Source organism: Polaribacter huanghezhanensis, assembly GCF_030444335.1.
GTDB classification, from domain to species: Bacteria; Bacteroidota; Bacteroidia; order Flavobacteriales; family Flavobacteriaceae; genus Polaribacter; species Polaribacter huanghezhanensis.
The window spans coordinates 1,486,125-1,499,245 of the sequence record NZ_CP128595.1 but is presented as its reverse complement, the minus strand read 5'-3'; the positions used below and the strand labels follow the sequence as shown (position 1 = coordinate 1,499,245).

Here is a 13,121-nt window from a genome sequence, read left to right as displayed (position 1 = left end):
TTGGCAACTGTATAAATTAACATACTGGTCTAATAATATCATTTAAATCATCTAGTCTTTTAAAAAAAAGAGTGTCGCCACGCCCGAAGGCGTGGACATACATAAGCTTATGGGTTATTAGTAATACTCGGCTATGACATTACTGCCTTTACACCTGTATCCTATCAACGTGGTAGTCTCCCACGACCCTTTAAAGAAATCTCATCTTGTGGTGGGTTTCGCGCTTATATGCTTTCAGCGCTTATCCCTTCCCGACGTAGCTACCCAGCAGTGCTCCTGGCGGAACAACTGGTACACTAGAGGTCAGTCCAACTCGGTCCTCTCGTACTAGAGTCAGATCCACGCAAATTTCTAACGCCCACAGCAGATAGAGACCGAACTGTCTCACGACGTTCTGAACCCAGCTCGCGTGCCACTTTAATGGGCGAACAGCCCAACCCTTGGGACCTTCTCCAGCCCCAGGATGTGACGAGCCGACATCGAGGTGCCAAACCCCCCCGTCGATATGAGCTCTTGGGGGAGATCAGCCTGTTATCCCCGGAGTACCTTTTATCCTTTGAGCGATGGCCCTTCCATGCGGAACCACCGGATCACTATGCTCTTGTTTCCAACCTGATCGACCTGTATGTCTCTCAGTCAAGCACCCTTATGCCATTGCACTCTACGTACGGTTACCAAGCGTACTGAGGGTACCTTTAGAAGCCTCCGTTACTCTTTTGGAGGCGACCACCCCAGTCAAACTACCCACCAAGCACTGTCCTCATTTCTGAGTTAGGCTCTAGACAAGCAAAGGGTGGTATTTCAAGGACGACTCCACAACGCCTAGCGACGCCACTTCATAGTCTCCCACCTATCCTACACATTACTTATCCAAAGTCAATACTAAGCTATAGTAAAGGTTCACGGGGTCTTTTCGTCCCGCTGCGGGTAATCGGCATCTTCACCGATACTACAATTTCACCGAGCTCATGGCTGAGACAGTGTCCAGATCGTTGCACCATTCGTGCAGGTCGGAACTTACCCGACAAGGAATTTCGCTACCTTAGGACCGTTATAGTTACGGCCGCCGTTTACTGGGGCTTCATTTCAGATCTTCGCCGAAGCTAAACCCTCCACTTAACCTTCCAGCACCGGGCAGGTGTCAGGCCTTATACATCATCTTTCAATTTAGCAAAGCCCTGTGTTTTTGATAAACAGTCGCCTGGACCTTTTCACTGCGGCCCCGCTGTAAAGCGGGGCGACCCTTCTCCCGAAGTTACGGGTCTATTTTGCCTAGTTCCTTAGCCATGAATCTCTCGAGCACCTTAGAATTCTCATCCCAACTACCTGTGTCGGTTTACGGTACGGGTTCTTATAATCTGAAGCTTAGAGGTTTTTCTTGGAAGCGCTTAGGCACACTATCCACTCGTCCGAAGAGTTGTGGTACTATCGAACTTTGCCAAAACCTAACTCTTAATCTGGTTCTATAGCTACATTCTTCAACGTACTATTCCGTCAGTACGCGGTGCTTTCATTACTCCGTCACCCCATCGCAATTATAAGAAGTACAGGAATATTAACCTGTTATCCATCGACTACTCCCTTCGGATTCGCCTTAGGACCCGACTAACCCTCAGCTGATTAGCATCGCTGAGGAAACCTTAGTCTTTCGGTGTGCGGGTTTCTCGCCCGCATTATCGTTACTTATGCCTACATTTTCTTTTGTAACCACTCCAGCATACCTTACAGTACACCTTCTACGCAGGTTACAATGCTCCCCTACCACTTGTAATAAATTACAAATCCATAGCTTCGGTAATATGTTTATGCCCGATTATTATCCATGCAAAACCGCTCGACTAGTGAGCTGTTACGCACTCTTTAAATGAATGGCTGCTTCCAAGCCAACATCCTAGCTGTCTAAGCAGTTTCACCTCGTTAGTTCAACTTAACATATATTTTGGGACCTTAGCTGATGGTCTGGGTTCTTTCCCTCTCGGACATGGACCTTAGCACCCATGCCCTCACTGCTGTGTATATTTTATAGCATTCGGAGTTTGTCAGGAATTGGTAGGCGGTGAAGCCCCCGCATCCAATCAGTAGCTCTACCTCTATAAAACTTTACCACAACGCTGCACCTAAATGCATTTCGGGGAGTACGAGCTATTTCCGGGTTTGATTGGCCTTTCACCCCTACCCACAGGTCATCCAAAGACTTTTCAACGTCAACTGGTTCGGTCCTCCACTATGTGTTACCACAGCTTCAACCTGCCCATGGGTAGATCACCCGGTTTCGCGTCTACTACTACTAACTATGCGCCCTATTCAGACTCGCTTTCGCTCCGGCTCCATGTCTTAAACATTTAACCTTGCTAGAAACAGTAACTCGTAGGCTCATTATGCAAAAGGCACGCCGTCACACAGTAAATGTGCTCCGACCGCTTGTAGGCGTACGGTTTCAGGATCTCTTTCACTCCCTTACTTAGGGTTCTTTTCACCTTTCCCTCACGGTACTAGTTCACTATCGGTCTCTCAGGAGTATTTAGCCTTACCGGATGGTCCCGGTGGATTCATACAGGATTACTCGTGTCCCGCACTACTCAGGGTACCACTATCTAAACTTCGCTTACTTATACGGGACTATCACCCTCTTTGGTCTGTCTTTCCAAACAGTTCTAATTCACTTAGTTTCGAATATTGTGGCCCTACAACCCCAAAATTGCCGTAACAACTTTGGTTTGGGCTGTTCCGCGTTCGCTCGCCACTACTAACGGAATCACTATTGTTTTCTCTTCCTCCGGTTACTTAGATGTTTCAGTTCACCGGGTTTACTCCTATTACTAGGTGACATGTCTTCAACATGCCGGGTTGCCCCATTCGGATATTTACGGATCATAAAATATGTGCTTCTCCCCGTAACTTTTCGCAGCTTATCGCGTCCTTCATCGTCTCTGAGAGCCTAGGCATCCGCCATACGCCCTTATTTAGCTTATTGTACTTTTTGCTGTAGAATCACTTCTACAACGAGCTCTTTTATTATTTTTATAAAATTTTGCTTAAACTTAATTAAAAGTCTAAACCTTCTCTATCTATTTGATTCTTACGATATCATTATACCAATATGTCAATGAACTTTTTCCTTAGTATTCAGTGCTCAGCTGCAGTAGGCAGTGAACTGCTTACTGTAAACTGTGACTGTTTACTGGATTGTGGAGAATATCGGAGTCGAACCGATGACCTCCTGCGTGCAAGGCAGGCGCTCTAGCCAGCTGAGCTAATCCCCCGTTTTTTAGTAATCAGTAATCAGTGTTCAGCAATCAGTTATTACGTGATGTACTGGGTACTGCATACTGCGTACTGTAAACTGGTTTCCCAACTTCTAAAATTTCCTTAAATATCTAAAAATTAGTAGTCTCGGGCAGACTCGAACTGCCGACCTCTACATTATCAGTGTAGCGCTCTAACCAGCTGAGCTACGAGACTATAATAGCTTAAATATTTAGTATTTGTTTAAAATTAACAGCAAAGAGTAAAATCTTCTTTCGTAACTCACCATCTTTTCTCTAGAAAGGAGGTGTTCCAGCCGCACCTTCCGGTACGGCTACCTTGTTACGACTTAGCCCTAGTTACCAGTTTTACCCTAGGCGGCTCCTTACGGTGACCGACTTCAGGTACCCCCAGCTTCCATGGCTTGACGGGCGGTGTGTACAAGGCCCGGGAACGTATTCACCGGATCATGGCTGATATCCGATTACTAGCGATTCCAGCTTCACGGAGTCGAGTTGCAGACTCCGATCCGAACTGTGATATGGTTTATAGATTCGCTCCTATTTGCATAGTGGCTGCTCATTGTCCATACCATTGTAGCACGTGTGTAGCCCAGGACGTAAGGGCCGTGATGATTTGACGTCATCCCCACCTTCCTCTCTACTTGCGTAGGCAGTCCCGTTAGAGTCCTCAGCATGACCTGCTAGCAACTAACGGTAGGGGTTGCGCTCGTTATAGGACTTAACCTGACACCTCACGGCACGAGCTGACGACAACCATGCAGCACCTTGTGATCTGTCCGAAGAAAACTCTATCTCTAAAGCTGTCAGACCACATTTAAGCCCTGGTAAGGTTCCTCGCGTATCATCGAATTAAACCACATGCTCCACCGCTTGTGCGGGCCCCCGTCAATTCCTTTGAGTTTCAATCTTGCGACCGTACTCCCCAGGTGGGACACTTATCACTTTCGCTTAGTCACTGAGATAAATCCCAACAACTAGTGTCCATCGTTTACGGCGTGGACTACCAGGGTATCTAATCCTGTTCGCTCCCCACGCTTTCGTCCATGAGCGTCAGTATATACGTAGTAGACTGCCTTCGCAATCGGTATTCTGTGTAATATCTATGCATTTCACCGCTACACTACACATTCTATCTACTTCCGTATAACTCAAGTCAACCAGTATCAAAGGCAGTTCCATAGTTAAGCTATGGGATTTCACCTCTGACTTAATTGACCGCCTGCGGACCCTTTAAACCCAATGATTCCGGATAACGCTTGCACCCTCCGTATTACCGCGGCTGCTGGCACGGAGTTAGCCGGTGCTTATTCTTACAGTACCGTCAAGCTCCCTCACGAGGGAGTGTTTCTTCCTGTATAAAAGCAGTTTACAACCCATAGGGCCGTCTTCCTGCACGCGGCATGGCTGGATCAGGCTCTCGCCCATTGTCCAATATTCCTCACTGCTGCCTCCCGTAGGAGTCTGGTCCGTGTCTCAGTACCAGTGTGGGGGATCTCCCTCTCAGGACCCCTACCTATCGCTGTCTTGGTGAGCCGTTACCTCACCAACTAACTAATAGGACGCATAGCCATCTTTTACCAATAAATCTTTAATTCTAAATCGATGCCGATCTAAAATACTATAAGGTATTAATCTTCATTTCTAAAGGCTATCCCTAAGTAAAAGGTAGATTCTATACGCGTTACGCACCCGTGCGCCGGTCGTCATCTGTAGCAAGCTACAATGTTACCCCTCGACTTGCATGTGTTAAGCCTGCCGCTAGCGTTCATCCTGAGCCAGGATCAAACTCTTCATCGTATATTTTTATAATTTGGATGATATAGTTTCAAAAGAATTATGATTTATAAAAATCATGTAATCTTACTCTTTGTTTTACGCTGTCAATTTCAATATTTTCAATGAACGTTTTAGCTTCAATTAATCAATCTTATCAATCAATAATCTTACTAAATCTTTGTAGAAATGTTAGACTCGAACTAACTAATTTAATCCCTTAAACTATTCCAAAACTCCTCTTATTTCTTAACCTGAACTTTACTTATCTCTCAAAGCGGGTGCAAATGTATAAACTCTTTTCTTAACACAAAAACTTTTTTAAAGTTTTTTTTAATTTATTTTTGAACCACTACTTTGAATGAACTTATACTTTAAAATCAGGAGTAAAAAAACACTATAATATAGTATCAACTTGTAAATTATTTTTCTAAAAAACTAACTCTTATTTTACTCGTGAACTTACAACTGCAATTAACAAATTACTCTGTTACTTAGCGGCTGCAAAGCTAGAAACTATTTTGTTTCTCACAAGTTCTTTTTAAATTATTTTTAAAAAAAATTAAACCCTATTTTAAAGAACTGCAACTAAAAAAATAACTAATGTTTTCCTCTTAGCGGGTGCAAATATACACTCCCTTTTGGTTTCTGCAAGAGCTTTTTTAATCTTTTTTTAATCTTTTTTTCAAGACACTTAACATCAGTAAATTAAAATTGATTTTTTATCAAAAAAACAATAGCTGAAATGCTTTGAAATCTTTAAACATATATATTGTGTGAAATATAGTTTTCTAATATCTTTGCAATCAATAAATATTAAATGTAAATGATACATATTACTTTACCTGACGGAAGCGTAAGAGAATACAACAAAAATAGCACTCCAATGGATGTTGCTAAAAGTATAAGTGATGGTTTTGCAAGAAATGTTATTTCTGCAAACTTCAATGGGACGACTATTGAAACCACGACACCCCTAACCTCTGACGGTTCTTTAATATTGTATACATTTAATGATGATGGTGGAAAAAAAGCTTTCTGGCATTCATCAGCACACGTACTAGCACAAGCAATTTTAGAATTTCATCCAAAGGCAAAACTAACGATTGGTCCAGCTATTGACAATGGGTTTTATTACGACATAGACTTAGAAGATGAAGTAATCTCTGAAAAAGACTTTACTAAAATTGAGCAAAAATTCTTAGAACTAGCAAGAGGAAAGCACGAGTTTAAGCTACGGTCTGTTTCTAAGGATGATGCTTTAGCTTACTATCAGAAAGAAAACAATCAATATAAAGTTGAGTTAATCGAAAATTTAACGGACGGAGAGATAACTTTCTGTGACCATTCTGATTTCACAGATTTATGCCGTGGTGGACATATTCCGAATACCGGAATCATCAAGGCCATCAAAGTAATGAATGTTGCTGGCGCTTATTGGCGTGGTGATGAAAAGAACAACCAATTGACTCGTATTTACGGAATTTCATTTCCGAAGCAAAAAATGCTTACCGAATATTTAGAGTTATTAGAAGAGGCAAAAAAGAGAGATCATAGAAAATTAGGGAGAGAATTAGAATTATTTACTTTTTCTCAAAAAGTTGGAGCCGGTTTACCTTTATGGCTACCAAAAGGAGCTGCATTAAGAGGAAGACTAGAAGATTTCTTAAAAGCTGCACAAAAGAAAGCTGGATATGAAATGGTGATGACACCACATATTGGTCAGAAAGAATTGTATGTTACTTCTGGTCATTATGAAAAATATGGAGAAGATAGTTTCCAAGCGATAAAAACTCCGAAAATGGATGAAGAGTTTTTATTAAAACCAATGAACTGTCCGCATCACTGTGAAGTATATAACTTTAAACCTCATTCTTATAAAGATTTACCAAAACGATTTGCCGAATTTGGAACCGTTTATAGATATGAACAAAGTGGAGAATTACACGGTTTAACGCGTGTTAGAGGATTTACACAAGATGATGCTCATATATTCTGTACACCAGAACAACTAGATCAAGAATTTAAAAATGTAATTGATTTAGTATTGTATGTATTTGGTTCTTTAGGTTTCGAAAACTTTACTGCGCAGGTTTCTATTAGAGACAAAGAAAATCCAGACAAATATATTGGTGATGTTCATACATGGGAATTAGCTGAGCAAGCAATTATAAATGCTGCAACAGACAAAGGCTTAAATTTTGTAATTGAAGAGGGCGAAGCTGCTTTTTATGGACCAAAATTAGATTTTATGGTTAAAGACGCTTTAGGCAGAAGTTGGCAACTTGGAACCATTCAAGTTGACTATAATTTACCAAAACGATTTGAATTAACCTATAAAGGAGCCGATAATCAATTACATCAACCAGTAATGATTCACAGAGCACCATTTGGATCAATGGAACGATTTATTGCCGTGTTACTTGAGCATACAGGCGGAAATTTCCCTCTTTGGTTAACTCCAGATCAAGTTATCTTATTGCCAATCAGTGATAAATATCAAAAATATTCAGAAAAAGTTTTAGAATCGCTAGAAAATTCCGAAATTCGCGCCCTCGTAGATGATAGAAGTGAGAAAACTGGTCGTAAGATTAGAGATGCAGAAATGAGCAAGATTCCGTTTATGGTAATTGTCGGCGAAAAAGAAGAAAATGAAGGAACTGTATCCGTAAGAAAACACGGAGAAGGAGACATCGGAACTTTTACTATTGAAGCATTTATTTCATTGATACAAGATGAAATTAAAAGCACAAGAGTAGCATTTTAAGGAGAAAAAAGAAAAGCAGTTAAAGAAACTGCATTGTATAATTAAAATTTATTAGTCATAGCAATTAGAAGAAATAGGCCAAGAAGACCTTTAAGAGTACTTAAAGAAGATCAACACAGAATTAATCATAAGATTAAATTTGTTGACGAAGTACGTTTAGTTGGAGATAACATCGAAGTTGGTGTGTATCCGATTGAAAAAGCAAGAGCGTTAGCTGAAGAACAGGAATTAGATTTAGTGGAAATTTCACCAAAAGCAGTTCCTCCAGTTTGTAAAATTATCGATTATAAGAAATTCTTATACGAACAAAAGAAACGCGAAAAAGCTTTAAAATCGAAAGCAACTAAAGTTACTGTTAAAGAAATTCGTTTTGGACCTCAAACTGATGAGCATGATTATGAATTTAAAAAGAAACATGCCATAAAGTTCTTAAAAGAAGGAGCAAAATTAAAAGCATTTGTTTTCTTTAAAGGAAGATCAATCATCTTTAAAGAGCAAGGACAAATCTTATTATTAAAATTAGCTCAAGAATTAGAGGAATTCGGTAAAGTAGAACAACTACCAAAATTAGAGGGTAAACGTATGATTATGTTTATTGCTCCTAAAAAAGTAGGGAAATAAATAAATAAATCCTGAAACGAGTTCGGGATACAACAATCTTATAAGCGAGATAAAAACGAAGGAGAAATGCCTAAAATGAAAACCAAATCTAGTGCCAAGAAACGTTTTAAGTTGACAGGTTCTGGAAAAATCAAAAGAAAGCACGCGTTTAAGAGTCATATCTTAACAAAGAAGTCTAAGAAACGTAAGCTTAAATTGACGCACGCAACATTAGTACACAAGTCTGATGAAGCGAACATCAAACAACAATTAACTTTAAAATAGTTAATTAAAGGGAATTTAATTATTAACCATGGAGTTAGGCAAATAAAAAGTACAACTTAGTTGTCGCCAACTACAGAAAACAATTTGAATTATGCCAAGATCAGTAAATTCAGTAGCCTCAAGAAAAAGAAGAAAAAAAATCTTGAAGGCAGCAAAAGGTTACTTCGGAAGACGTAAAAACGTTTATACGGTAGCAAAAAATGCGGTGGAAAAAGCAATGACATATGCTTATAGAGATCGTAAAAACAATAAGAGAAACTTCCGTGCATTATGGATTCAGCGTATCAACGCTGGAGCTAGAGAACATGGAATGTCTTACTCTCAGTTTATGGGAAAAGTAAAAGCTAATAACATCGAATTAAACCGTAAGGTTTTAGCTGATTTAGCAATGAACAACCCAGAAGCTTTTAAGGCAATTGTAGAGAAAGTAAAATAATATAATAATCCTTGCTTATATATAAAAACCCAGACGTTCCGTTTGGGTTTTTTTTGTTATTTTTAACCTTTAATATCTGATTTGTTATTAATAATATTAAATTATGAAACCTACCTTTACATTATTACTTGCCGTTCTTTTTTCTTTGAATTCTTTTTCACAAGAAAATACAAATACACTTGACAATCAATTTAGAACAGTCTATAAAAAATCTAACAATTACTTAGAATACAAAGTAATTCTTAAAAAAGATTTTGGAGATTTACATAACAATGTTTTAGACAGTATTAAAAGTTACACCGGGCAATTGAATAGTAAAAACACGCTACTTAATTCTCAAAAAACAACTATTGATTTATTAGAAAAGGAGAAAAATGAAACTACAACGAAACTTAATGAAGCTTTAAATAAAGAAAATTCAATATCTCTTTTCGGAATGCAATTAAGTAAAGGTTTTTACTCGTTCATTTTATTTACCATTATTATTGCGTTACTTGCTTTTTTAGGATATTTTATTTTTAAGTTTAACAATAGCGATGTACTAATCACTGCGGCAAAAAACAATTTAGAAGATGTAGAAGACGAATTCAATTCTTTTAGAAAAAAATCGATAGAAAGAGAGCAGAAACTACGCAGACAGCTGCAAGACGAGATTATTAAAAACAGAAATAACTAAATTTTAATGATACAGTTCACGGTTTTCCGTGAGAGCTAATACCCCATTTTCCGTGAGTCAGCTCACGGTTTTCCGTGAGAAGAAAAAAACCCCATAAATGGGTATTGTACAACTTCAAAAACTACTTTACATTTGAAGTATATAATTATAATGAATTAATTATTGTTATACTTTGTTATATAAAAATTACCCCTTAATTATTTGTTAACCTAAAGCGATTAAAAACTTCCCCCAAATTTTTAATCGCTTTTATTATTTGAAAAAATAAGAACCAAAAAAAAGCACCCAAATCAGGTGCCTTTTGTTTTATAAGAAAAACTGATTTTTAAAATCCGTCTCCTAATTCTTTTAACTTTTCTGTGTTTTCTGCAAGCATTAACTCATCTATAATTTTCTGAATATCACCATTCATAATATTTGGTAAATCATATAATGACAAACCAATTCTATGATCTGTAACTCGACCTTGAGCGTAATTATAGGTTCTAATCTTCGCAGATCTATCTCCACTAGAAACCATAGAGCCTCGCTTTAAAGCATCTTCTGCTTGCTTCTTTGCCAATTCCATATCGTACAAACGAGAACGCAATACTTTAAACGCTTTCTCTTTATTTTTATGCTGCGATTTTTGATCTTGACATTGCGCCACCAAACCCGTTGGAATGTGCGTTAAACGAACTGCAGAATAGGTTGTATTTACAGATTGTCCTCCAGGACCAGACGAACAGAAAAAATCGATACGCACCTCTTTTGGATTGATTTCTACATCAAATTCTTCTGCTTCAGGAAAAACCATCATTGTTGCGGCAGAAGTATGCACTCTTCCTTGTGTTTCTGTTTGTGGAACTCTTTGTACACGATGCACGCCTGCTTCAAACTTTAAGGTTCCGTACACATCTTCTCCGTTTACTTCAAACTGAATTTCTTTAAATCCGCCGTTTGTTCCTTCAGAAAAATCTACTGTAGAAACTTTCCAACCTCTACCCTCACAATATTTTGTGTACATTCTAAATAAATCTCCAGCAAAAATACTTGCTTCATCACCACCAGTTCCGGCACGTAATTCTACTACTGCATTTTTAGAATCTTCTGGGTCTTTCGGAATCAATAAGAATTTAATTTCGTCTTCTAATTCAGGGATTCTGGTATTGGCATCACTCATTTCCATTTTTGCCATTTCTACCATTTCTGCATCAGAACCATCAGCAATAATTTCTTTTGCTTCTTCTATATTGTTTAATAAAGATTGATATTCTTCCCCTTTTTTAACAACATCGCCTAAATCTTTATATTCTTTACTTAATTGCACATACCGTTTTTGGTCTGAAATTACATCTGGTTGGATGATTAAATCAGAAACCTCATCGAAACGTTGTTTTACAATTCTTAATTTATCTAACATCTTCTAGTCTTTACTTGGAGTGCGAATTTACAATTTTCTCTGAACTTCTCTAAATTAGATTTCATGTATATTTGATTAAATTATTTTACAATGCGTACACTTATATTTTTTGTCTGTTTGCTTTTTATTTTTTCTTGCAACACAGGAACCAAACCCCAGAAACCTGAGTTCTTATTAGGAAAATGGATAAGAACAAACGACAAATCAGGAAATACTACCTATGAAATTTGGAATAAAAACTTTACTGGAGTAGGATTTATCATAAAAGAAAAAGACACTACTTTTAAAGAAACTCTAGGTATTGTAGCTATTAATAATACGTTGACTTTAAAAGTTGAAGGCGTAAATGAAACTCCCCCCTTGTTTCAATTTACTTCACAAACCGATACTTCTTTTGTTGCTGAAAACCCAACTCACAATTTCCCTACAAAAATCATCTATTGGTTAGAAAACAAGCAATTAAAAGCGCGTGTCTCTAACAACCAATTCGGAATTGAGTTTGTTTTTGAAAAGTTCGATTGACACTTTAAATCAATATCAATTTTAATCTTACGACTTCAACACTAACATCACTCCTGATAAAAATAATAAAGCTAAAACCCCATTCTTTAAAACTGTTTCATTTAGTTTAGCGTACGCTTTTTTACCTAGATAAATAGCCAATATAAAAAACGGCATTATATAAAATGAATAATGTACTTGTTCCATATTTAAAATACCTGCTTTATAAAGCGTAGGTATTCTAATAGCAGTTATTAAACCTAATACTCCAAACATAGTCGCTCTAAAGGTTTTCATTGTAACGGCTGAGTTCTTAACAACAATTACATATAAAGGACCACCAGTAGAAAACAATCCAGAGAAAAATCCGCCTGCGAAACCAAATAAAAATTCAAGTTTAGGCTTATGAAATACTTTATCTTTTGCATACATTGCATATATCACATATAATAATATAAAAATTCCTAAAGCTTTCTTTAAAAAAATAGGTTTTCCATGAGCCAAAACCCAAATCCCCAAACCAACTCCTAAAATAGTGGCGATACTAAGTTTTAAAATAATTCTTCTATCTATATTTTTCCATTCTTGAGCAATAAAATACACACTCGAGTAAAAATAAAATATAGAAATATAAGCGATTGCATCTTGCAAACCAAGAACAAGTAATAAAATAGGCAACGCAATTAAAGCTCCTGCAAAACCTGTTACTGTTTGAAAAAAGAAACCAAGTAAAATACCTAAACCAACAACTAATAGAATTGAGACACTCATTTTTAATGAAATTTGTAATAATTAATGCGTCAAAACTATCTATAGATTTTTAATTTATAAAATTGATTCAATCATATAAAATCCTTTATTTTATTAATAAAATGTATTTTTATACTCAAAACACTCAAATCAATGGTAGATATTATAGACAACAAAATAATCCGTGAATTAAAACAAAATGCTAGAATTTCATTTGCTGATATTGGTAGAAAAATCCACCTTTCTCCATCTTCTGTAAGAGAACGTGTTCAAAAATTAGAAGATGCCCAGGTTATCAAAGCTTACTCGCTTCATGTCGATTATTCTAAGCTCGGTTTTGGGCTAGAGGTTATTATCATTCTTAAATTATTTAGCGGAAAAATAAAATTATTTATTACCGATGTCAATCTGTTTTCAGAAATAAAAGAAGCCTACAGGATTACTGGTTCTCAAAATATACACATTCGTGCTGTATTAAAAGACCAACTTCATTTACAACAATTTATCGATAAGTTAATTAATTATGGAGATACGATGACACACCTTATTTTATCTGAAATTAAAAAAGACAAAAACCTTTAATGTAAAAATATCAGAAAATGAAAAACTCTTAAAAGAGTTTGCTTCTACTTAATGATTAAAAACCAAATGTCATTTCGAAA

Annotated in this window: 9 protein-coding genes, 2 tRNA genes and 2 rRNA genes; 7 read left to right on the top strand and 6 right to left on the bottom strand. The window is 37.2% G+C overall.

Features of this window, described 5'->3' with window-relative positions:
• Positions 1-98 precede the first annotated feature (98 nt).
• The 4 genes from KCTC32516_RS07130 to KCTC32516_RS07115 form a co-directional block, all read right to left on the bottom strand.
• A 23S ribosomal RNA gene (locus KCTC32516_RS07130) occupies positions 99-2,973 on the bottom strand.
• A 216-nt stretch (positions 2,974-3,189) separates the two neighbouring features.
• Positions 3,190-3,263, bottom strand: a tRNA-Ala gene (locus KCTC32516_RS07125).
• 125 nt (positions 3,264-3,388) lie between these two features.
• Positions 3,389-3,462, bottom strand: a tRNA-Ile gene (locus tag KCTC32516_RS07120).
• 84 nt (positions 3,463-3,546) lie between these two features.
• Positions 3,547-5,066: ribosomal RNA gene (locus tag KCTC32516_RS07115) — 16S ribosomal RNA — on the bottom strand.
• Together the 16S and 23S rRNA genes with 2 tRNA genes alongside form the textbook arrangement of a ribosomal RNA operon.
• Positions 5,067-5,868: 802 nt before the next feature.
• Between KCTC32516_RS07115 and thrS the strand changes: the two genes are divergently transcribed.
• The 5 genes from thrS to KCTC32516_RS07090 all read left to right on the top strand — a co-directional run bounded on the left by thrS (position 5,869) and on the right by KCTC32516_RS07090 (position 9,806).
• Complete coding sequence (gene thrS / locus KCTC32516_RS07110) at positions 5,869-7,809, top strand: threonine--tRNA ligase (protein ID WP_301399730.1); 1,941 nt, start codon at positions 5,869-5,871, stop codon at positions 7,807-7,809.
• A 120-nt stretch (positions 7,810-7,929) separates the two neighbouring features.
• Positions 7,930-8,430: a translation initiation factor IF-3 gene (gene infC, locus KCTC32516_RS07105; protein WP_301402741.1), complete on the top strand. Its 501-nt coding sequence runs from the start codon at positions 7,930-7,932 to the stop codon at positions 8,428-8,430.
• Between the two features lie 66 nt (positions 8,431-8,496).
• Positions 8,497-8,694, top strand: a complete 198-nt coding sequence (rpmI, locus tag KCTC32516_RS07100) for a 50S ribosomal protein L35 (RefSeq protein ID WP_301399729.1) — start codon at positions 8,497-8,499, stop codon at positions 8,692-8,694.
• A gap of 91 nt (positions 8,695-8,785) precedes the next feature.
• Positions 8,786-9,130, top strand: a complete 345-nt coding sequence (gene rplT, locus KCTC32516_RS07095) for a 50S ribosomal protein L20 (protein ID WP_301399728.1) — start codon at positions 8,786-8,788, stop codon at positions 9,128-9,130.
• A gap of 103 nt (positions 9,131-9,233) precedes the next feature.
• Entirely contained in the window at positions 9,234-9,806 is a 573-nt protein-coding gene (locus tag KCTC32516_RS07090; protein ID WP_301399727.1) for a hypothetical protein, read from the top strand.
• A gap of 325 nt (positions 9,807-10,131) precedes the next feature.
• Here KCTC32516_RS07090 and prfA read toward each other — a convergent pair whose 3' ends face one another.
• On the bottom strand, positions 10,132-11,208 hold the full coding sequence (prfA, locus tag KCTC32516_RS07085) for a peptide chain release factor 1 (RefSeq protein ID WP_301399726.1): 1,077 nt from the start codon (positions 11,206-11,208) through the stop codon (positions 10,132-10,134).
• 90 nt (positions 11,209-11,298) lie between these two features.
• On the opposite strand from prfA, the gene KCTC32516_RS07080 reads away from it, so the two are divergent.
• Positions 11,299-11,730, top strand: a complete 432-nt coding sequence (locus KCTC32516_RS07080; protein WP_301399725.1) for a DUF6265 family protein — start codon at positions 11,299-11,301, stop codon at positions 11,728-11,730.
• Between the two features lie 27 nt (positions 11,731-11,757).
• Here KCTC32516_RS07080 and KCTC32516_RS07075 read toward each other — a convergent pair whose 3' ends face one another.
• Positions 11,758-12,480, bottom strand: a complete 723-nt coding sequence (locus KCTC32516_RS07075; protein ID WP_301399724.1) for a sulfite exporter TauE/SafE family protein — start codon at positions 12,478-12,480, stop codon at positions 11,758-11,760.
• Between the two features lie 132 nt (positions 12,481-12,612).
• Here KCTC32516_RS07075 and KCTC32516_RS07070 point away from each other — a divergent pair, with 132 nt between their 5' ends.
• Positions 12,613-13,041 carry an Lrp/AsnC family transcriptional regulator gene (locus tag KCTC32516_RS07070; protein WP_301399723.1) on the top strand — a complete coding sequence of 143 codons (429 nt, stop codon included), beginning with the start codon at positions 12,613-12,615 and terminating at the stop codon, positions 13,039-13,041.
• The last annotated feature ends 80 nt before the right edge of the window (positions 13,042-13,121 follow it).

What these genes read in the sequence shown, in the direction of transcription:
- thrS (WP_301399730.1), top strand. Translation starts at nt 5,869, where the DNA reads ATGATACATATTACTTTACCTGACGGAAGCGTAAGAGAATACAACAAA.
- rpmI (WP_301399729.1), top strand. Translation starts at nt 8,497, where the DNA reads ATGCCTAAAATGAAAACCAAATCTAGTGCCAAGAAACGTTTTAAGTTG.
- rplT (WP_301399728.1), top strand. Translation starts at nt 8,786, where the DNA reads ATGCCAAGATCAGTAAATTCAGTAGCCTCAAGAAAAAGAAGAAAAAAA.
- KCTC32516_RS07090 (WP_301399727.1), top strand. Translation starts at nt 9,234, where the DNA reads ATGAAACCTACCTTTACATTATTACTTGCCGTTCTTTTTTCTTTGAAT.
- prfA (WP_301399726.1), bottom strand. Translation starts at nt 11,208, where the DNA reads ATGTTAGATAAATTAAGAATTGTAAAACAACGTTTCGATGAGGTTTCT.
- KCTC32516_RS07080 (WP_301399725.1), top strand. Translation starts at nt 11,299, where the DNA reads ATGCGTACACTTATATTTTTTGTCTGTTTGCTTTTTATTTTTTCTTGC.
- KCTC32516_RS07075 (WP_301399724.1), bottom strand. Translation starts at nt 12,480, where the DNA reads ATGAGTGTCTCAATTCTATTAGTTGTTGGTTTAGGTATTTTACTTGGT.
- KCTC32516_RS07070 (WP_301399723.1), top strand. Translation starts at nt 12,613, where the DNA reads ATGGTAGATATTATAGACAACAAAATAATCCGTGAATTAAAACAAAAT.